Below are 19,499 nucleotides of genomic sequence, written 5' to 3'. Positions count from 1 at the left end.
TCCATGACCACGCAGACAGAACACCACACCACCGCGCAGGCACTTGTTGACCGCCAATTCGCCTTTGCGGACCTTTCGCATCCGGCCATGGCCATGCTCCAGAGCCTCGCCATGACCGATACCACAGAAGCCCTCGCAAGCGGCGCGCTGACCCCGCCGAAGCCGGGCAGCACGCCGCCCCTGCCTCAACCGCAGGCCCCGCTCAGCGCCATAGACCTGCTGCGCGATGAAATCTCCCTGCCGTCCCTGCCCTCGGTCTATGCCGAACTGCAAACGGTCATCGCCGACACCAGTTCCTCAGCCAGCGACGTGGCGCGGGTTATCTCGTCGGACACCAGTTTGACGGCCTTTTTGCTGCGGCTGGTGAACAGCGCGTTCTATAGCTTTCCCTCGCAGATTGACACCATCTCGCGCGCTGTGGCCGTGGTGGGGACGGCGCAGCTGTCCACCCTGGCCCTTGGCACCTCGGTCATGACCATGTTCACCGGCATTCCGGAAGAGCTTACCAATATGGAGGACTTCTGGCGGCACAGCATCAGTGTGGGCGTGCTGGCCCGCGCCATTGCCGTGCGCAGCGCCACGGGCGAGCCGGAACGCTTTTTCGTCGCGGGGCTGCTGCACGACGTGGGGCGCCTTGCCCTGTGCAAGGTCGCCCCGGACCGCTTTGGCGACGCCATTGCCACCGCCCGGGCCAAGGGCATACTGCTCTACGAGGCCGAGCGCGAGGCCCTTGGCGTTGACCACGCCACCCTTGGCGGCATGCTGCTGCGCAAGTGGAACCTGCCCTTTAGCCTTGTCAACGCCGTGCTTTACCACCACGACCCGGCGCGCGCCTCCAAGCCCGAGGCCTCCGCCGTTATCCACCTTGCGGATATTCTCTCCTGCGCGCTGTTCCACGGCCACACCACAGAGCGCCTTGTGCCGCCGCTCTCTAGCGAAGCGTGGGACGCCCTGCGCCTTACCCCGGATGACCTACCCGCCTGCGTCAACGGCGCGCAGGAGCAGATTGACGAAACCCTCCACGCTCTCTTGCACGATGGAGCCTAACCCCGCACGGGTCGTCCAAGGTGCCGCGCCCAGCTATCGCGCCCAGCTCTTACGCCCGAACAGTGCGCCCAGACAGTGCCCTCTGCCGCTCCGCCGCCGCACGGCCGGGAACCTTCCCCTGCCCTATGGCGCGCGGCGTCCGCCACAGCCCCACATGCACCAACCCCGGACGCGTTGCCGCATCCGGGGTTGAAAAGCGTGGCCCGCCGCCACAAGCGCGCCATAAAGCTGACGCGCCGCGTATTTTTTCCGGCCAAGCTGGCCCGTTGTCTTGCAGACGATTCTAACAGAACGCGGCGCAAGGCACGCGGACAGTCCGCGCCCACAGGATGACCGCGTTACACGGCCAAAACGCCGCCGGTCTCCGCCCTTCTAGGCAAGCATGCCGGACAGGGTCGTATCCCCGCCGTCAAACAGCGACAGCGCAAGCTCCATCTCGCTGGCAAAGCGGCTGTGCACCGCACTGCGGACCCGCTCCGTGGAGGAGCCAAACTGGCCGCTGCGGTGGGCGTACACTTCCTGAATAAGCGACTTGCCAAAGTCATCGGCGCCATTTCTGTTCACAGCATCCACGGCGCTGGCAAAGATGCGCGCCGAGCCGGATGCCCCGTGCTGTACGGCGGTGCTCCACAGCACCTGCGCCAGCACGCCGCCCTCGCCTTCAAGGTCCAGCCCTGTCAGCTCGGCCACCTTACGCGCCGCCGGCAGGAAGTGCGTCTCGCGGATGAACTCGTGCTGCACATCGGCAAAGCGCTCCGGCTCCGCCTGCGCAATATCCTTCCACGCGGCGGGAACGGCTCCCGTGGTGGAACCAGTGTTGGCTTTGCCCGCACCGCGCAGGGCCTCGGCCCACTTGGGCGCGTGGCGGTCAAGGTATGTCAGAAAACCGTCAAAGGTCCCCGCGCGCGATGAAATCTGATACATGCCGTAGGACGTGCCGCCCACCCGGTCATACCCGATCACGCCGGGGTCGCCATTGGATTCAAAACGCGCCGCCAGCAAGCCTGCAAGGCGCGCGGCCTCGCGACTGCCATAGGCCTTATTTTCCATAGCCTGCGTTGCCGCCTGCCGTGAGGGCGATTCAGCGGACGTGTGGCCTGCGGCCTGCGCCATTACAGCGCCTGCCGCAGCGTCGGCGTCAGCTGTGGTCCCGGCCTTGGCGGCCTGCACGGCCGCACTGCCTGGCTGGGCGCCGGCGTCGGTCTTGGCGCTGACTGTGGCAAAGGAATCGCCCGCAGCGCCGTGGTGTTGCGCCGTGGTCATGGCCTCGGCGCGTTGTCTGTGGTGGACGTTACGCAGGGTCTCCAGCATGGTTGCCAACGCATTGGCGCCGCCCAGCGCGCCGGGGAAGGTTCCCTCGCCGCCGCTCCGCGCGTCGCCGCCAGAGTCCGACAACGTGTCGATGAGCATGGAGGCGTCCGTCAGCCCTGCGAATTCGCTGGCCTGATGCGCCCCGCCCTCACCGGTCATACCGTTTATGAATTCCCGGCCCAGCATCAGCTGGCCTTCAACGCCCGTGTATGTTCCCGGGCCGCCGGTAAGAATGCTCTGCAACATACTGCCAAAGGCCGCATCCCCTAGCGGCAGGCCCTGCCCGCCGCGGAACTGCGATATCTTCTGAAGCGCCGCAATCTGTTTGGTTATGCTACTTAATCTATTCATGTACACGCTCTCCTAACGGGAATGACGACGTCGAAAAACCGACGATTCCCCCTCTCAGCAGGGTATTAAGCAATAAGCATGCCTAGATACTGAAACACCGCAATTCCAGCGAAGCATTTGCCCTTTTTGGCGTCTTTCCTGTAGGCTTGCCGCATACATTATCTTTTTGAGGAGATACCAATGATGACACGAGACGAAGCGCTGGCCCTTATTACCACGCAAAATCCCGAACCGCACCTGATCAATCACGCCAAGCAGACCGAAGCCATCATGCGCGCCCTTGCGCCGCAGTTTGAGGCGGACGCCGAGCTGTGGGGCATCACCGGCCTGCTGCACGACCTTGACTACCCCATGACCAAAGACACCCCCGAACAACACGGCGCCATGGCCAAAGATATGCTGGACGGGAAAATGCCAGAAGACGCCCTGCACGCCATCATTGCCCACAATGAAGAATGCACCGGCGTTGCCGCCGAGAGCACTTTCGACTACGCCCTGCGCGCGGCAGAGACCGTCACCGGCCTCATCTCCGCCGCCGCCCTTGTGCGCCCCACCCGCATGGACGGCATGAAGGCCAAAAGCCTGAAAAAGAAAATGAAGGACAAATCCTTCGCCGCCAGCGTCAACCGCGAGCGCATCCACGAGTGTGACAAGCTGGGCATGGACCTTGGCGCGTTTTTGACCCTGTCCATCACCGCTATGGCCGGTGTGGCCGAGGAAACCGGCATCGCCTAGCCCCCTATGGCGCGCGCCCACCCCGCGCCAGTTTGACGAAAACCAAACACGGGCACGAAGCCGCCACAGCGCCCTTCGTGCCCGCCAAACGCTCACCCAGCGGATGCCCGCATCCGCGCCACCACTGGAGGACGCCGTGTTCCGCCTCCCCCGCGTTCACGACCCACTTGATGAAACCAGCTCCTTTGCCGAAAAGCAGCTGGCGCGCCTGATGCGCTGGCTGTATATGATCGGCCGGGGCTTTGTGGCCGACCAGTGCCTGCTGCGCGCCTCGGCGCTGGCCTATACCACCGTCCTCTCCATGGTGCCGCTTTTGGCCGTGGCGTTCTCCATTTCCAAGGGCTTTGGGTTCCAGAACTCTACCTTCATCCGCACCCTGCTCATGCAGGCCACCACAGGCAACCCCGAGGTGGTGGAAACCATCATCGGCTACATTAACAACACCAACGTCAGCACGCTGGGCGTAGCCGGCGTGACACTGCTCTTCATGACGGTTATCTCGCTGCTGGGGAACATTGAGGCCAGTTTTAATTCCATTTTTGGCGTCAAGAGCCAGCGCAGCCTGTGGCGCAAGTTCTCGGACTATCTGGCCGTGACCATGGTCTGCCCACTGCTCATCATCGTCGCCATCAGCTCCACGGCGTCGCTCCAGAGTACGCACGTGGTGCAACAGATTCTGAGCGTTTCGGTCTTCAGCACGCTGTACATCGCCCTGCTCAAGCTGCTGCCTTATTTCACCACGTGGCTGGCGCTTATTTTTATTTATGTCTTTATCCCCAACACGCGGGTGCGCTTTCCCGCCGCCCTCGGCGGCGCGGTCATCGCTGGCAGCCTGTGGCAGTTGGTGCAAATGGCCTACATCCAGTACCAAGCCACCTCCACCAACTACAACGCCATCTACGGCAGCTTTGCGCAGGTGCCGCTGTTTCTCATCTGGACCTTTATCAGCTGGATTATCGTCCTGCTGGGCGCGGAAATCTGCTTCGCCCTCCAGTATAGCGAAAGCTACTACAGCGAGGCGCGCATGAACGAGTACAGCTTTGACGACAGGCAAAAGCTGGGGGTACTCGTCCTCGCCCTTATCACGCATATGTTTCAAAGCGGACGGCCCACACCCACCAATGAGGACATCGCCCACCGCCTTGGCGCGCCGGTGAAGCTGGTGAACCATGTGATGTTCATGCTTGCCCAAAGCGGCGTGGTGGTTAAAGTTGACCGCGAGCGCGGCGAGGCATACACCCTTGCCCGTCCCCCGCAGAGCGTTCGCATCGTGGACGTAATGCAATCGCTGGCCCTGTACAGGGACACCACAGGACGCGAGCCCTTTGAAAGCAACGCCGACTTTCTGGCTCCCATATTTGCGCAAATCGGGCAGGCCGCGCGGGCAAGCGACGGCAACCTGACCCTGGACGCCTTTGCAACGCATTGCGCAGGGCACGCCTTTTGCGATACATCTCGGCACGATGAAGAGACGCGACACACAGATGGAACATAACCACAAGTATTTCCGCAACACGGATTGCCGATACTTTCCCTGCCACAAGGGCGCAGACCCAGAGCATTTCAACTGCTTGTTCTGCTTCTGTCCCCTGTATTTTCTGCAGGACTGCGGCGGCAATCCCACATGGCGCGGCAAGGTGAAGGACTGCACCCACTGCACCGTCCCGCACTCCCCCGGCGGCTACGAGCATGTCCTCGCCCGTCTGAAACCCGAGTTCGAACGGATGCGCGCCGCATCCGACGACGAAAGCTAACCAGCACCTCGGCAGCAACAGCGCAACCAAAGGACAGACCGACATGAACGCCCAACGCAAATCGCTCCTCACCCTCGCAGTGGTCCTCATTGCCATTGGTGCCGGATTCTGGCAGTGGAATGCCCGCACCGCCCCAGCACCGGACGCACAGACCGAATCGCGGCAGGACGAAGCCGACGGCGCGGCCTCGTATCTGTCCGAATTGCCCCGCGTGCCCGTGACTGACGACGGCAACGCCACGGCAGAGGCGACGGCCCAGCCCCAGCCCGCTGCCCCCGCGCAGGAGACCAACGCCTCGCAGGTACGCGGCAACGCCACCCCCAGCGAGCAGCGCACGGACGCCGTGGTCACGCCGGACTTTATCCGCGACCTTGCCCGCCTGTGCGCCACCAATTACCACCCCCCGCGGACCCGGCATAATCCCTCCGGCAGCGGCCTCACCACCCTCACGTTCAAGAAGCTCAACATGCATTACGGCATTGAGCTGACGGGCCTGCGCACCGGCTCGCGCGATGTTCTAGAGGGCCGCACCGCCGTGCTGCGCCACCTGATGTCGCCCATCGTCCTGCGCACCGTGTACGCCCTGTTTGGCGACGCCTTTGTGGCCGCCCTTGCCGAAGAAGGCATGCACCAGACCCGCGAATTCAAGGCCCCCGAAGGCGGCTACGCCTTCCGCGCCCTCACCGCCAAGGAAGCCGAAAACATGCTGGACGTCTACGCGGCCATGGTCCGCGAGGTGGGCAGCACCTTCCGCGCCTTTGCCAAGCGCCGCGACCTTGTGGACGTGATGGAGCGCTACAGCCGCGCCGCCCGCCGCGTCACCGACGCCTACGGCGCCTACGCCGACCTTGAGGCGCAGGACGCACCGGCCAAGCAGCTGGACCGCATCTCCGCAGAAATCAAAAAGGCCCTTGTGGAGCGCGACAGCATGCGCGCCACCATCCTGTCCATGGCCTCCCCCAAGAAAACCCGCAAGCTTCTGTCCGAAGGCGACGTCATGGACATCGCCACGTGGATTTCCCGGCGGCTGACCACGGACAAGGAATACATCAACGCCATCGGCGCCATTGCCTCCCTCAGCGAGGAGCTGGCCATGGACCTGAAGGGCTTTGACACCACCGCCCTTGCGGCCAATGCCGCCAGTTCCCCCGCACCCGATGCCGCCAGCGCCACCGCGCAGTAGCCCCGGCCCATACAACGACACACAGCCCGGTATGCGTCACGCATACCGGGCTGTTTTTGTGCTGTGCTCTGGAGCCGGCGGCTAGCTGGCCGCGCCTTCGCCCGCAAGGGCGAATTCCACCGCCGCAAGGGCGTGCAGGCGCGTGGTATCCAGCAGCGGCACGTCGGTGTGCTCGGGGCCGACCAGCAGCGGAATTTCCGTGCAACCAAGCACCACGGCCTGTGCGCCGTTGTCCTGCAAGCGGCTGATGGCCTCAAGGTAGGTGGCGCGCGAGTCGTCGCGCAGTTCGCCCTTCACCAGCTCTTCAAAGATAATGCGGTTGATTTCCTTGCGCTCGGCCTCATCCGGCACGCACACCTCAACGCCATGGGCATCGGCAAGGCGGCCCCGGTAGAAGTCGTACTCCATGGTGAAGGCCGTCCCCAAAAGGCCCACACGCGACCACCCGCGCGCCGTGCATTCACGGCCCGCGGCGTCGGCGATGTGCAAAAGCGGCACGGAAATGGCGGACTCCAGCTTGGGGGCAATATTGTGCACGGTGTTGGTGCAGATGAGCATGCACTCAGCGCCGGCGGCAATCAGGGACTCCGCCGTCGCCGTCAGCTTGGCCGCGACATCGTCCCAGCGCCCGGCATGCATAAGGTCCGCGACCTCCTGAAAGTCATAGGACTGCATCACGATGTCGGCGGAATGCACGCCGCCCAGCCTGCGGGCCACTTCCTCGTTGATGATGCGGTAATACTCAATGGTGGATTCCCAGCTCATGCCGCCAAGAAGGCCAATACGTCGCATTGTCGGCTCCGGTGTGGTCAATATGTCGTGTGTGCGAGAGAAGGTCCGGGCACCCCCCGGCTCCTCTTATCCAAAGAAATAATACAGCGTGCCCGTGGTGATGATGGACAGGACGCGCAGCGTCTGGTTGGCGGCGATAAGCCGCAGGGCGATACGCGGTTTAAAGATGCCCGCATAGTACGGGAACTGGTGGCGGAACGCCCGCATGGGCGAGGACAGCACATTGCCCAGCACCAATGCGAGGACGATTTCCCGCGTGGTCAGCGCCCCGTCCTGAATCAGCGCGCCAGCCGTTGCCAGCCCGGCCGTAAACTCCGCCGCCACGTGGAAGACCACAATGGACAGCGCCTCTGTCGGCAGCCACGAGAAGAAGGACACATGCTCGGCCAAGAAGTCTTCAAACACTCCAAACGCGCCGTAGCGGTTCAGCAGGTAGATGGCGATGTAGATGGGCACTGTGATGCGCAAAATCTTGCGGATGCGCTTTTTGAAGCGGCTCCACGTTTTCTTGAGGGCTTCACGCCAGCCCGCGCTGCGCTGTTCGTCCAAGCGGCACGTCACACAGCCCGGCGGCAACGGCGGCAAGACCAGCCGCCCGAGAAGAATGATGAAGGCCGTGCGCAAAAACGCCGCGCCAAGGGTCAGGCTCACATACACCACCGCCGCGCTGCCAATAAACGGCACGGTGATGAAAAACAGCGTGGGCATGTGCAAAAAATACGTCGGCAGGCTGTTGAACAGGTTGGAGATCATCAGCTCCTTGTCCGACAGGGTGCCCTTCTCGTGCGCCTCGGCCAGCATGGTGTTGGCCGCAATGCCCGAGAAAAACGCCATGGAAAAGCTGGCTCCGGTTACGTCCTTGAGGCGGGCGATGCGCGTAATAGGCTCGGCCACGCGCGCCACGGCGCGCGTCCAGTTCAGCGCCTCAATAAGGTTGCCAATCATCAGGCCAAGGGAAATATAGAAAATAAGGCGGCACAGCGGCCAGCCCAAACCATTCCAGAGCAGGTCAAAATCCATGGGGTGTCATCCGTTATGTCTCATCGTTGCGGAGCTTCCGGCAAAGCTCAACAGGCGCAAATCGGGCCGGGAGGGGCCGCTCCGCCACCCGTGCGGCGGATGCGGCGTGTTAGCCTATCAGCATCGCCCACCGCCCACAACACCCCGCAAAAAACAACAAAGCCCCCGGTGACGGGGGCTTTGTGAAACCGCTGATGCGGTGGATATCCGGGGAATGCTTGGCTTACGCTTCCTGCATAGACCAAATCATGCGGCCAACGACCTTCTCGCCGTATTCGTCGATGGACAGCTGCTGGTCCACATGATTGGGGTTCTCCGACTTGAGGACGAAGAGATTCTGCTGGGCGTCAAAGTACACGCGGCGGATGACCAGTCCCTCGTAGGGAACCAGCACGCCGTAGACTTCGCCGGAAGTGATGGCCTTCTGGTCGCGGTCCAGGCCCACAAAAGCGCCGCGGCGCAGCAGGGGCTCCATGCCCGCACCATCCATCTGCACCACAAGCAAGGACTCGCGGTCAAAGGCGGAGGGGATGATAATCTGTCCTGCGGCGGTGGGCTTCCACTGGCCCTGCTCGCTCAGTTCGCCTGCCATACCGTAATAGGTGACCACCTTGCCGGAGGCCAGCGGGTCGCCATAGGGCGCGCCCTCTTCATGCAGCGTCTCGGACAGCGCAGGCTGATCAAAGGGCTGGTAGCCTTCCTTGGTCTTGATGTGCTCAGGACCGCGGCCCATGGCCAGCCAATCGGGGTTGAGACCGTACTTGCGGAACAGCGTCAAAAACCAATCCGCGGGGACGGAGTCCCTGCGCTTGGCATCGGAAATACTGGACTGGCGGATACCCAGAACACTGGCCAGCTCGACCTGCGTTCTCGTTCCGGTTGCTTCCTTTATCCGTTCAACGACCGGTCCGAACCCTTGTCCGTACTTGGAACCTGTCTTACTCATTAATAAACCCTTCTTTTCCATAGCAGAGTATTGACAAGACTATCAGCTAGTCTATACAGTCAACTCGCTAGGACATCGTTATGGAACAAAAAATTCACACATCCTTGGACCAACACCCCTGCGGCCGACAGGCGGCTCTACGGGCTTGGCTGGCGTACCACGGCATCCCAATGAAGGAGCTGGCGCGCATGATAGGGGTTCATCCCTCGATGATGACGCACATCGTCAAGGGCAACCGCTCTCCTGCCAAGCGCATTGAGCAGCTTGTGGCACTTGGAATTCCACGGCACCTGCTGCCGGAGCCATCACGGCCGCCGGGGCGCCCACCGAATCAAGAGCCACTGAAGACGAAAGGGAGACAGGCAGCGCATCGAAGTGAAAACGCGCGGGTGGAAGGAAAAATGTGAGGTCGTATATCCACACGGAACCATTCGATCAGAATTCTGCCAATGTCGACACAGGCGCGCCTTAATCTATATGCACTCGCGCCCTTGTGTGCATTGTCCTATTCAGCCGGAGCGGCGTAGGCAATAATCATACTAATCTGGTCCAGTTTGTCAAATCCCTATCGTTCTCGCCATCTCGTTTTGTTGCTTGCGCAGTAATCATTCAATTCCCACGCGGAAAAAGCAACCCCTTTTTGAATGGCCCCGCCGATATTGTCAATCAATTTACCACATGTCTATCTTGCCATCCATATCCAAAAAAACGCCCCACCTCGGCGAGATGGGGCGTTCTATGTTTCAAAGCGGAGCAGTTTAGCGCATGTAGCGCATGAACTCGTTGTCCGGGGTCATAATGATTCTGGTCTTGTCGTCAAAGCTCTTCTCGTACGCTTCAAGGCTACGCTTGAAGGAGTAGAAGTCCGGCGACTGCTTGAGGGCACCAGCGAAAATCTTGGTCGCTTCGGCTTCGCCTTCACCTCGCAGCACCTGAGCCTTGCGCTCGGCCTCGGCGAGGATGAGGGCGCGTTCCTTATCGGCCTGCGACTTGATCTTTGCGGATTCCTCCTGACCTTCGGAGCGGTACTGCTTGGCCTGACGTTCACGCTCGGCGCGCATGCGGCCAAAGATAGCGCGTTCGTTCTCCGGGGGCAGGTCGGTGCGCTTGATGCGAACGTCCACAACCTCGATGCCGTATTCGCTGATGAGCGTGGAGGAGCGCTTGGTCACCTCTTCCATAATCTGCGCGCGCTTGTGGGCCACAACCTCACCGAGGGTGTAGCGGCCAAGGGAAGCGCGCAGCTGGGAGTAGATGATGTCGTCCAAACGCGAGCGGGCGGTGTTCACGGTCCGCAGAGTCCGGTAGAACTCCAGCGGGTCCACGATGCGCCACTTGGTATAGTTGTCCACCAGCATGGTTTTCTTGTCGCTGGTGAGGATTTCCTCGGGGCGGGCGTCGTATTCGAGCACGCGCTTGTCGAAGAAAATGACGTTCTGGACAAAGGGCAGCTTAAAGTGCAGCCCCGGCTCCATAATGCCGCCAACGGGCTTACCAAGCTGGAGCACAATGCCCGATTCCGTCTCATCCACGGTATACACGGTCTGCGTTGCGCCGACGAACAGCGCCACCAGCAGCACAATAAGGGCTACGGATTTGTTGGAAGACATTTAGTTGCTCCCTCCCTTGCCAGAAGGCCGCGCGGAAGAGCCACTGGGGGACAGCGGCAGATAGGGCACCGCACCCCGCAGGGCTTCGTCGGACATAATGATCTTTTCCGTGTTGGGGTTGGAGAGGATGTGTTCCATGGTTTCAAGGTACAGGCGCTTGCGCGTCACGTCCTTGGCCTTGTTGTATTCCTCAAGCACGGCGAGGAAGCGTGCAGCGTCACCCTTGGCCTTGCGTACCTGCGTCTCCTTAAAGGCCTCGGCCTTGTTCAGGAGCACAGCCGCCTGACCACGCGCCTTGGGCAGCAGGTCGTTGCGGTAGGCGTCGGCTTCGTTGATGAAGCGGCTCTTGTCCTCGCGCGCGGATGCCACGTCCTTAAAGGCGTCGATGACTTCCTTGGGCGGATGCACGTTCTGCAGCTGCACAGCCACAACGCGTACGCCAGCCTCGTAGCGGTCCAACATTTCCTGCATCAGCTCGCGGGTTTCGTTCTGGATGGCGAGCTTGTCCGTAGTAAGCACCGTGTCGATCTTGTTGCGACCGATGACTTCACGCATTCCGGCTTCGGCCACGCTCTTTACAGTCTCGTGCTGATTCTGCACATTAAAGAGGTAGTTCTTCGCATCGCGGATGAGGTACTGCACGATGAACTGCACGTCGACGATGTTCTCGTCACCCGTGAGCATGAGCGATTCCTGCGGCACGTCCTGGAACTGCCCCGAGGAGAACTGCGTGCGGCGGCCTACGGTACGAAGGCCAACCTCAACGCGGCGAATCTGCGTCACCTTCGGCGTCTGCACGGACTCGATGGGGAAGGGCCACCTGTAGTGCGGGCCGGGTTCCGACTGTCGTTCAAAAGCCCCAAAGCGTTGCACAACGCCGACCTCATCCGGTCCAACGATGTAGATGCCCGAGGCAAGCCACAGCACAAGGGCTATAAGAAGCACAATGCGCCATGCCGGGAACTTGAAATTCTTGAAGCGGTCCCAATCGACGTTCACGTCGCCGAAATTGGGGCCTCCGCCTCCGCCGCCCGGCTGCCTTTTCCGTTTTTCCTGGAGTTTTTCCCAATCCCAATTCATAATAACACCAATTACGTTCAATGATTTCAGAGGTCAAGCAGACCTCCTGAACATGTCGCCCTCCGGCGCAGTGCCATGGAAACGGCGTGGGCCGGGCCGCACACGTTTTGCGTCCGTCCCGAAAAATGTCGTACACCCAACCCTAAGTGTAGTATGGTAGTGCCGGGTTCCGCAATGAATATACGAAAGAAAATGCCAAGAAATACGGAGGACAAATGAAACCCGTCAATCAGGAGATCTTCAGGGCCTATGACATCCGCGGCATCGTGGACACCGACTTCGATGCAGAATGGGTCGAGACCCTCGGGCGCGCCTGCGGCACCTACTTTAGGCAGCTGGGGCACACGCAGGCCGTTGTGGCCCACGATTGCAGGCACTCCTCTCCCCTGTACCAAAAGAGCATCATCAAGGGCCTTACCGAGACGGGAATTGATGTTGTCTATCTGAATATGGTCGCCACGCCGCTGTTCTACTTCGCCTGTAAAACGCTGGGGCGCAAGGCCGGCGTCATGATCACCGCCAGCCACAATCCGCCGGAGTTCAACGGCTTTAAGGTCTGGGCCGGTGAGACCACCATCCACTCCGAGGAAATCCAAAAAATTTACCACATCATGCAGGCCGGTGAATTTGAAACCGGCTCCGGCGTCGCCAGCGAGCACGACATCGTGCCCGCCTATCTCGACGAACTGGCCGCCCAGACCACGCTGAAAAATCCGGTCAAGGTCGTCCTCGACGGCGGCAACGGCGCGGCGGGCGAAGTATGCCGCGAGCTGCTCACCCGCATCGGCGCAACGGTCATCGACCAGTACTGCGACCCGGACGGCGACTTTCCCAACCATCACCCCGACCCCATCGTGCCCAAGTACATGGCGGACCTCATCCAGCGCGTGCAGGACGAAGGCGCGGACCTTGGCATCGGTCTGGACGGCGACGGCGACCGCATCGGCGTCATCGACGAGACCGGAAACATGATCTACGGCGACCAGCTCCTTGCCATCTACGCCCGCTCCGTGCTGGACAACATTCCCGGCGCCACCATCATTGGCGAGGTCAAGTGCACCCACCTCATGTACAACGACATTGCCGAGCACGGCGGCGTGCCCATCATGGGGCAGACCGGGCACTCCCTCATCAAAGCCCGCATGCAGGAAACCGGCGCGCAGCTGGCCGGCGAAATGAGCGGCCACATGTTCTTTGCCGACCGCTACTACGGCTTTGACGACGGCTGCTACGCGGCCCAGCGCATCGTGGAAATCATGAGCGAGAAGCCCGGCGTGCCCATCAGCACCTACCTCAGCGACTGGCCCAAGACCTACAACACCCCGGAAATCCGCAAGGACTGCCCCGACGCCATCAAGTTTGACGTGGTGCGCCGCGCGCAGGACTACTTCCGGGAAAAGTATGATATCATCGACGTTGACGGCGTCCGCATCACTTTCCCGGACGGATGGGCCCTGCTGCGCGCTTCCAACACGCAGCCCGTGCTCGTCCTGCGCTTTGAGGCGCAGTCGCCAGAGCGTCTGGAAGAAATCCGCAAGGTCATCGAGGTTCCGCTCGCCGAGTGGATTGCCGAAATGGCCTAACTCCGACCGAATCCATGCCGCCGGGGCATACGACCCGGCGGCATGGTGGAGCCACGCACCATGAAGATACTCCGTGCCAGCCATATGGAACGCTGCATCGGGTGCCATTCCTGCTCTCTCGCCTGTTCCCGTCTCGTCCACAGCAGCCTGTCCTGGTCCCGTGCGGGCATCCGCATCGGCTCGGCAGGCGGCCTCACTACAGGATTTGAAGCCCGCTACTGTCTTGCCTGCGACCCGGCACCATGCGCCATTGCCTGCCCCACCGGGGCCTTTAGCCAACGCAAGGACGGCGGCGTCAAGGTCAAGCGCGAGCTGTGCATCCGCTGCGGCGAATGCGCGGCCGCCTGCCCCGTGGACGCCATTGCCATGAGCGACGAGGACGGCCTGCCCTACGTCTGCATCCACTGCGGGCGGTGCGTCCCCTTCTGTCCGCACGACTGTTTGGAACTTGTGGACGCGGGAACGCCGCAGCCCTCCTCCGCCACCCCAAGCCGCAGGGAGGCGTCCGATGAGTGACCGCATGTTCCACATCCTGCACGTGAATCTGGACACCGGAAAGGGCAAGCGCTCGGACTTTGCCCCGGTCAGCGAAACCCTTGGCGGGTCCGGCCTTGCCGCCGCGCTGTTTGAGCACTTCGGCAGTCCGGACCACCCGGCGGAGCATCCCTCCCAGCCCCTTATCTTTGCCATTGGCCCGCTGACGGGCATGTTCCCGCTGATGAGCAAAGTGGTGTGCGCCTTCAAATCGCCCTACAACGACGAATACGCCGAATCCCACGCGGGCGGACGCCTTGCGCTGTCCATGCGCTTTGCGGGGTACGACGCCATTGTCGTCACGGGCAAGGCAAAGGAGCTGTCCTTCCTCACCGTGGGCGGACGGAAAATCGACGTCGAAAACGTGGAATACCTGCGCGGGCGCGACGTGTTCAGCACCGGCAAGTACCTGCGCAAGCGCCGCCCCACCCACGGGCACGGCAGCATCATCCGCATCGGTCCCGCCGGGGAAAACGGCGTTGCCTACGCCTGCATCAATGTGGACTCCTTCCGCCACTTTGGCCGCCTTGGCTCCGGTGCGGTGATGGGCTTTAAAAACCTCAAGGGCCTCGCCGTCATCGGTGACCGCGAACTCGATTTGCCCGGCGGCAAGGACTACAAGGACCTGTTCAAAGACATCTACACGGAAGTCACGGACTCCGGGATGATGAGCAAGTACCACAACCTTGGCACTGCCGAGAACCTGCTCGCCCTCAATGAACTCAAGGCCCTGCCGTGGGACAACCTGCGCAAGACCACCCGCCCGGAAATCGACGGCATCTCCGGCGAGCGCTTTGCAGAACAGCTCCTGCTGCGGCAGACGGCCTGCGCCGGGTGTCCGGTGGGCTGCATCCACATCGGCCTGCTGCGCGAAAAATTTGCCGACGAAAATGAATACCTCTACCGGCAGGTCTCCTACGACTACGAGCCTATTTTTGCCTGCGGGTCCATGCTGGGGCTGACCTCGGCGTCCGACGTGCTGGCCATTCTCGACGAGTGCGAGCGCCAAGGGCTGGACGTGATGAGCGCGGGCGTGGCGCTGGCGTGGGCCGCCGAAGCACTGGACAAAGGTCTCATTCGTCAGGAGGACACCATCGTCCCCCTCGTCAGCGGCACAAAAAGCGGCTTCATCGACGCCGTGCCCCTGCTGGGCAGCCGCGCCAACGAATTCTACGCCCGCCTTGGGCAGGGCGCACTGGCCGCGGCCAAGCACTACGGCGGCGAAGAGTTCGCCTGCGTCCTCGGGCAGGAGATGGCGGGCTACGCCACGGGCGAAGTGTATTTTGTTTCGCAGGCGCTGGGCTTTCGGCATTCGCACCTCGACAGCGGCGCGTACTCCTATGACCAAAAGGCCAAACCCGGCGAGCAGGACGCCGACGACGCCGTCGCCTTCATGATTGAGGATGAGCGCAAACGCGTGATGCTGACGGGCATGGTGTCCTGCCTGTTTGCGCGCAAGGTCTACAGCACAGAGCGCCTGCAGCAGGCGCTGACCTCCGTGGGCCTTGCGGACGCGGCTGACCGCCTGGACGACCTCGCGCGCGAGATGCAAATCCTGCGCTGGCGGCACAAGCTGGCCTGCGGCTTCGACCCGCGCGCCGTAAAAATCCCCCGCCGTTTTCTTGAGGTCGTCACCTGGAAGGGCGGCATGGACGAAGCCTATCTGAATGAAATCAAGGAGAAATACGCCGCGGCGATACTGGACCTCGCCAACTCCGCAGAGTAACCTGCGCTTTCGACTTCCCATAGACCCTCGACGCGACAAGGATTCACGTGCGTAGAAGACTACTGCTTATCACTCTGGCGCTGGCGCTCTTGGCTGGTGGGGCCTTTCTTTGGTTCTCCGGCAACAGCGGCGGCGCCATTACCGTGCTGAAGACTGACACCGTCCGCAAAGGACAAGTGCGCAAACAGCTGGACGCCACCGGCATCGTCAAGGCGCAGGTGGGTGCCATTGTCAAAATCGGCGCGCAGGCCACCGGGCGCATCACCAGCATGCGCGTGAAAGTGGGCGACGCCGTCACCAAAGGCGACCTGATCGCCATCATCGACGACCGCGAACTCAACGCCACGCAAACCGAAGCCACGGCGCGCCTTGAGCGCACCAAGGCCGAGCTGGACCGCGTGCGCACGGTCTACCCCCTGCAAATTACCGAGGCCGAGGCCGATTACGCCGCCGCCGAAGCAGAAGCCGACTACGCCATCCAGAATCTGGAGCGGCAAGAACGCCTGTACGCCAAAAACCTCATCGCCCGCGATACGCTGGACAGCGCCGTCCAAAGCGCGGACGTGAAGGGCAACCAACTGCGCGCCCGCAAGGCCGCCCTCGCCCGCCTGCGCAAGGAATTCATCAAGGAGCGGCGCAAGGCCGAAAAGGCCGTGCAGGAAGCCCGCGCCAATCTGGACTCCATCCGCACGCGCCTGTCCTACACCCGCATCAAAAGCCCCATCACCGGCGTGGTGAGCAAAGTCACCGCGCAGGAAGGCGAAACCGTGGTCTCGGGCCTGCAGGTGACGAACCTCATCACCGTGCTGGACCCAACGCGCCTTGAAATGTGGATTTACGTGGATGAAACGGACATCGGGCAGGTGAAGCAGGGCATGCCCGTAGAATTCCTTGTGGACGCCTATCCGGACACGGTCTTCAACGGCAGCATCGACCAAATCTACCCGGAGCCGGAGGTCCGCGACAACATCGTGTACTATCAGGCCCTCGTTACCCTTGGCAGCGACACGGCCCTGAGCCTGCGCCCGGAGATGACCACCCAGTGTCGCATCATCGTCCAGACCAAGGACGACGTTCTCTCCCTGCCCAACAGCGCCATCAAGTGGGTGAGCGGCGAGCAGGCGGTATACGTGGTGGACAAGGGCGAAACGCGGCGCACCTCGCCGACCTTCGGCCTCGCCGGAAGCCAGCGGACGGAAGTTCTTGAGGGCCTCAGCGACGGCGACACCGTCGCCACCCAGCTGGTGCTGCCCGGCGCCAAAAAGAAAAAGGCGTCCAAGTAGATGACAGACGCCCCGCTTATCCAGCTTGACGACATCCGGCGCGACTACACGCAAGGGGATATGGTCACAAACGTCCTCAAGGGCGTGTCCCTGACCATTGACCACGGCGATTTTGTGGCGCTGCAGGGGACGTCCGGCTCCGGCAAGTCCACCCTGCTGCACATCCTCGGCCTGCTGGACCGCCCCTCCTCCGGGCGCTACCTGCTCGACGGCTCCAACGTGGCGAACATGGACGACGATGAAGCCAGCAGCCTGCGCGGCACGCGCTTTGGCTTCGTCTTTCAGAGCTTTTACCTCATCCCCTACGCCTCGGCCCTTGAAAACGTCATCCTGCCCGGCCTGTACGGCGACACCTCGCGCCGCGAACTCACGGCGCGGGCGCATGAGCTTCTGGGCCTTGTGGGGCTTGAAGACCGCGCCTCGTTCCGCCCGTCCCAGCTTTCCGGCGGCCAGCAGCAGCGTGTGGCCCTGGCCCGCGCCCTCATCAACGGCCCGGCGGTCATCTTTGCCGACGAGCCGACAGGCCAGCTGGACTCCGCCACCAGCACGGAAATCATGGACCTGCTCTCCCGCATCAACCAGCAGGGGACCACTGTCGTCATGGTGACCCACGACGAGGACACAGCACGCCATGCCTCAACACGCATCCTCCTCGCGGACGGCCAGATTGCGTCCAACCTGTAGGGCCTGCCGCCAGTTGTACCGCGCCCTCGGCTTTGCCGCCGAAGCCGTGTGGGCCTACAAACTGCGCAGTGCGTTTGTGGTCTCCGCCATCGCCCTTGGCATTGCGGCGCTGACCATCATCGTCACCGCCATTGACGGCGCGGAGCGGCGCACCATGGAAATCATGGAAATGTTCGGCCCGGACGCCGCCTTCATCCTTGGCGGCGACATCCGCAGCCGCGCCGTGGGCAAGCGCACCCTCACCCTGTCGTGGACAGACGTGCGCCGCCTGCGCGAGTCCCTGCCCGGCGCATATTTGGTGGTGCCCATGCGCGGCAAGGGCAACATCACGGCCAAGTCCGGCAACAAGAATATGCAAGTGCCCGTGGTCGTCGGCGCCACTGAGGGCTACTCCGAGGTCTGGAACTGGCCGCTGGCCGCCGGGCGCGACTTCACCAAGGAGGACGTGACGCGCGGGGCCAAGGTCGGCCTCATCGGCGAGGCCGTCTCGCAGGAGTTGTTCGGCGACGAATCGCCCATCGGCAAGGTGGTGTTTCTGGACGACCTGCCCGTGCAAATCATCGGGCGGCTGTCGTACCGGGGCTTCACGGGCGGGCGCGGCAATATTGACGAGCGCATGGTCCTGCCCCTGACCACCCTGACCCAGCGCTTCAATATGGACCGCAAATACTTCCGCGCCATCCGCGTCAAGTTCCACGACCCGGAGCACATGAGTGCCCACGTGGAGAACCTGCGCTCCTTTTTGCGGCACCTGCACGGCCTGCGCGCCGATGAACCGGACGACTTCACCATCCTCACCGCCGATGAAATTCTCAAATTCATCAGCATCCTCAAGGGCGGGCTGGTGGCGTTTTTGGGCGTTACCGCCGCTGTGGCCATGCTGGTGGGCGGCTTTGTCCTTGCCAACCTCTTTTATATCAGCGTCAGCGAACGCATTACGGAAATTGGCCTGCGCAAGGCCCTTGGGGCGTCCTCGTGGGTGCTGACGGCGCAATTCCTCATGGAGGCGCTACTGCTCACCTGCGCCGGGGCGCTCATCGGCATGGCTCTTGGCATGGGCCTTGGGCAAACGCTGTCCCGCCTTGGCATTTTGGAGATTCAGTTCTCGGCCAAGGTCTTTGTGCTGGCGCTCCTCTCCGCGTCGGCCATTGGCGTGGTGTTCGGCATCCGTCCGGCGCGGCGCGCCGCGCTCATGGACCCGGTTGCCGCCCTGCGCGGCGAGGAAAACTAGACCGCCTGCCGCCTTGACGGCGCAACCACCCTGCGCATACCGTGCGGCATCGTCCACGACGCCCTTATGGCACCGCCCTCCAGCGGGCCGGGCTGCTTCAAGGAGAACCCCATGCGACTCAACATCCTGCCGCCCCAGTCGGAATCGGGCGGCATCCGCTTTCTGCGCATCATGCTCCTCATCTGCGTCTTTCTCGGCGTGGGCTGGCTGTACATGCAGCACTTTGACAGAACCATAGAGGACATCAAATCCCGCAGTACCCTGCAGGACGCCACGGGCCTTATGAGCAAGGCGCAAAAGAAGCACCTTTACGAGCTCTCCAGCATGTTCGAAGAGGAATTCGGCGTGGAGCTACGCCTGTCCATTCAGGACGGGCCCGTGGAAATCCCGGCGCTGGACTCCAAGACCATATTCTTCGGCCTTGATACCGCCAACGAAAAGCTCATCGTCTTCTTCCCGCCGCTGGTGGAGCGCGCCCTTGGGCCGGAATTCATCACGCAGTTGCAAACAACGCACATGGCGCCGTACTTTGCCAGCGACAGCTGGCCCACAGGCCTTATCAAGGCCCTCGCCCTGACGTGGCAGCGGCTCATGGACCTGAACCACACGACGACCCCATAAGGATACAG

General features: G+C 62.2%; 18 protein-coding genes. 12 read left to right on the top strand and 6 right to left on the bottom strand.

Translation table 11 applies throughout. The features are described 5' to 3' along the window. Positions 1-3 precede the first annotated feature (3 nt). A complete protein-coding gene (locus ACYQ2T_RS11985; RefSeq protein ID WP_459900829.1) occupies positions 4-1,047 on the top strand; it encodes an HDOD domain-containing protein in 1,044 nt (347 codons plus the stop codon). A gap of 372 nt (positions 1,048-1,419) precedes the next feature. Here ACYQ2T_RS11985 and ACYQ2T_RS11980 read toward each other — a convergent pair whose 3' ends face one another. Next, positions 1,420-2,709, bottom strand: a complete 1,290-nt coding sequence (locus ACYQ2T_RS11980) for a VgrG-related protein (RefSeq protein WP_459900827.1) — start codon at positions 2,707-2,709, stop codon at positions 1,420-1,422. A 180-nt stretch (positions 2,710-2,889) separates the two neighbouring features. On the opposite strand from ACYQ2T_RS11980, the gene ACYQ2T_RS11975 reads away from it, so the two are divergent. The 4 genes from ACYQ2T_RS11975 to ACYQ2T_RS11960 all read left to right on the top strand — a co-directional run bounded on the left by ACYQ2T_RS11975 (position 2,890) and on the right by ACYQ2T_RS11960 (position 6,381). After that, positions 2,890-3,444 carry an HDIG domain-containing metalloprotein gene (locus ACYQ2T_RS11975; protein ID WP_459900825.1) on the top strand — a complete coding sequence of 185 codons (555 nt, stop codon included), beginning with the start codon at positions 2,890-2,892 and terminating at the stop codon, positions 3,442-3,444. A 136-nt stretch (positions 3,445-3,580) separates the two neighbouring features. After that, a complete protein-coding gene (locus tag ACYQ2T_RS11970) occupies positions 3,581-4,939 on the top strand; it encodes a YhjD/YihY/BrkB family envelope integrity protein (protein WP_459900823.1) in 1,359 nt (452 codons plus the stop codon). Continuing rightward, positions 4,929-5,198 (top strand): cysteine-rich small domain-containing protein, encoded by a 270-nt coding sequence (locus ACYQ2T_RS11965; protein ID WP_459900821.1) that lies wholly within the window; start codon positions 4,929-4,931, stop codon positions 5,196-5,198. The genes ACYQ2T_RS11970 and ACYQ2T_RS11965 overlap by 11 nt, the downstream gene beginning before the upstream one ends. A gap of 43 nt (positions 5,199-5,241) precedes the next feature. Further along, entirely contained in the window at positions 5,242-6,381 is a 1,140-nt protein-coding gene (locus ACYQ2T_RS11960; RefSeq protein ID WP_459900819.1) for a hypothetical protein, read from the top strand. An 81-nt stretch (positions 6,382-6,462) separates the two neighbouring features. On the opposite strand, the gene ACYQ2T_RS11955 is transcribed toward ACYQ2T_RS11960, so the two are convergent. The 5 genes from ACYQ2T_RS11955 to hflK form a co-directional block, all read right to left on the bottom strand. Beyond that, positions 6,463-7,173, bottom strand: a complete 711-nt coding sequence (locus ACYQ2T_RS11955) for an aspartate/glutamate racemase family protein (RefSeq protein WP_459900818.1) — start codon at positions 7,171-7,173, stop codon at positions 6,463-6,465. Positions 7,174-7,239: 66 nt separating this feature from the next. Beyond that, a complete protein-coding gene (locus tag ACYQ2T_RS11950) occupies positions 7,240-8,193 on the bottom strand; it encodes a hypothetical protein (RefSeq protein WP_459900817.1) in 954 nt (317 codons plus the stop codon). A gap of 223 nt (positions 8,194-8,416) precedes the next feature. Continuing rightward, the gene (locus ACYQ2T_RS11945; protein WP_404843576.1) at positions 8,417-9,139 is read right to left on the bottom strand and encodes a LexA family transcriptional regulator; all 723 of its coding nucleotides are present in this window, start codon (positions 9,137-9,139) and stop codon (positions 8,417-8,419) included. A 758-nt stretch (positions 9,140-9,897) separates the two neighbouring features. Further along, complete coding sequence (gene hflC, locus ACYQ2T_RS11940; RefSeq protein WP_459900816.1) at positions 9,898-10,749, bottom strand: protease modulator HflC; 852 nt, start codon at positions 10,747-10,749, stop codon at positions 9,898-9,900. After that, positions 10,750-11,829 (bottom strand): FtsH protease activity modulator HflK, encoded by a 1,080-nt coding sequence (gene hflK / locus ACYQ2T_RS11935; RefSeq protein WP_459900815.1) that lies wholly within the window; start codon positions 11,827-11,829, stop codon positions 10,750-10,752. It lies immediately after the preceding gene. Positions 11,830-12,044: 215 nt separating this feature from the next. On the opposite strand from hflK, the gene ACYQ2T_RS11930 reads away from it, so the two are divergent. The 7 genes from ACYQ2T_RS11930 to ACYQ2T_RS11900 all read left to right on the top strand — a co-directional run bounded on the left by ACYQ2T_RS11930 (position 12,045) and on the right by ACYQ2T_RS11900 (position 19,491). Next, positions 12,045-13,412 (top strand): phosphomannomutase/phosphoglucomutase, encoded by a 1,368-nt coding sequence (locus ACYQ2T_RS11930; RefSeq protein ID WP_459900813.1) that lies wholly within the window; start codon positions 12,045-12,047, stop codon positions 13,410-13,412. Positions 13,413-13,472: 60 nt separating this feature from the next. Then, positions 13,473-13,928 carry a 4Fe-4S binding protein gene (locus ACYQ2T_RS11925; RefSeq protein WP_404843580.1) on the top strand — a complete coding sequence of 152 codons (456 nt, stop codon included), beginning with the start codon at positions 13,473-13,475 and terminating at the stop codon, positions 13,926-13,928. Next, the gene (locus ACYQ2T_RS11920) at positions 13,921-15,672 is read left to right on the top strand and encodes an aldehyde ferredoxin oxidoreductase N-terminal domain-containing protein (protein WP_459900811.1); all 1,752 of its coding nucleotides are present in this window, start codon (positions 13,921-13,923) and stop codon (positions 15,670-15,672) included. The genes ACYQ2T_RS11925 and ACYQ2T_RS11920 overlap by 8 nt, the downstream gene beginning before the upstream one ends. Positions 15,673-15,719: 47 nt before the next feature. Beyond that, positions 15,720-16,955: an efflux RND transporter periplasmic adaptor subunit gene (locus ACYQ2T_RS11915; RefSeq protein WP_459900810.1), complete on the top strand. Its 1,236-nt coding sequence runs from the start codon at positions 15,720-15,722 to the stop codon at positions 16,953-16,955. Further along, positions 16,956-17,639 (top strand): ABC transporter ATP-binding protein, encoded by a 684-nt coding sequence (locus tag ACYQ2T_RS11910; protein ID WP_459900808.1) that lies wholly within the window; start codon positions 16,956-16,958, stop codon positions 17,637-17,639. Continuing rightward, positions 17,623-18,870: an ABC transporter permease gene (locus ACYQ2T_RS11905; protein WP_404843584.1), complete on the top strand. Its 1,248-nt coding sequence runs from the start codon at positions 17,623-17,625 to the stop codon at positions 18,868-18,870. The genes ACYQ2T_RS11910 and ACYQ2T_RS11905 overlap by 17 nt, the downstream gene beginning before the upstream one ends. A 111-nt stretch (positions 18,871-18,981) precedes the next feature. After that, positions 18,982-19,491 (top strand): hypothetical protein, encoded by a 510-nt coding sequence (locus tag ACYQ2T_RS11900; RefSeq protein ID WP_459900806.1) that lies wholly within the window; start codon positions 18,982-18,984, stop codon positions 19,489-19,491. Positions 19,492-19,499: the final 8 nt, after the last annotated feature.

This window comes from Desulfobaculum senezii, assembly GCF_054657395.1.
This window is presented reverse-complemented; position numbering and strand designations above follow the sequence as displayed.

Coding starts and splice junctions, on each gene's coding strand:
- ACYQ2T_RS11945 (WP_404843576.1), bottom strand. CDS start 9,139: ATGAGTAAGACAGGTTCCAAGTACGGACAAGGGTTCGGACCGGTCGTT.
- ACYQ2T_RS11960 (WP_459900819.1), top strand. CDS start 5,242: ATGAACGCCCAACGCAAATCGCTCCTCACCCTCGCAGTGGTCCTCATT.
- ACYQ2T_RS11930 (WP_459900813.1), top strand. CDS start 12,045: ATGAAACCCGTCAATCAGGAGATCTTCAGGGCCTATGACATCCGCGGC.
- ACYQ2T_RS11910 (WP_459900808.1), top strand. CDS start 16,956: ATGACAGACGCCCCGCTTATCCAGCTTGACGACATCCGGCGCGACTAC.
- hflK (WP_459900815.1), bottom strand. CDS start 11,829: ATGAATTGGGATTGGGAAAAACTCCAGGAAAAACGGAAAAGGCAGCCG.
- ACYQ2T_RS11985 (WP_459900829.1), top strand. CDS start 4: ATGACCACGCAGACAGAACACCACACCACCGCGCAGGCACTTGTTGAC.
- ACYQ2T_RS11965 (WP_459900821.1), top strand. CDS start 4,929: ATGGAACATAACCACAAGTATTTCCGCAACACGGATTGCCGATACTTT.
- ACYQ2T_RS11900 (WP_459900806.1), top strand. CDS start 18,982: ATGCGACTCAACATCCTGCCGCCCCAGTCGGAATCGGGCGGCATCCGC.
- ACYQ2T_RS11980 (WP_459900827.1), bottom strand. CDS start 2,709: ATGAATAGATTAAGTAGCATAACCAAACAGATTGCGGCGCTTCAGAAG.
- hflC (WP_459900816.1), bottom strand. CDS start 10,749: ATGTCTTCCAACAAATCCGTAGCCCTTATTGTGCTGCTGGTGGCGCTG.
- ACYQ2T_RS11955 (WP_459900818.1), bottom strand. CDS start 7,173: ATGCGACGTATTGGCCTTCTTGGCGGCATGAGCTGGGAATCCACCATT.
- ACYQ2T_RS11950 (WP_459900817.1), bottom strand. CDS start 8,193: ATGGATTTTGACCTGCTCTGGAATGGTTTGGGCTGGCCGCTGTGCCGC.
- ACYQ2T_RS11925 (WP_404843580.1), top strand. CDS start 13,473: ATGAAGATACTCCGTGCCAGCCATATGGAACGCTGCATCGGGTGCCAT.
- ACYQ2T_RS11975 (WP_459900825.1), top strand. CDS start 2,890: ATGATGACACGAGACGAAGCGCTGGCCCTTATTACCACGCAAAATCCC.
- ACYQ2T_RS11920 (WP_459900811.1), top strand. CDS start 13,921: ATGAGTGACCGCATGTTCCACATCCTGCACGTGAATCTGGACACCGGA.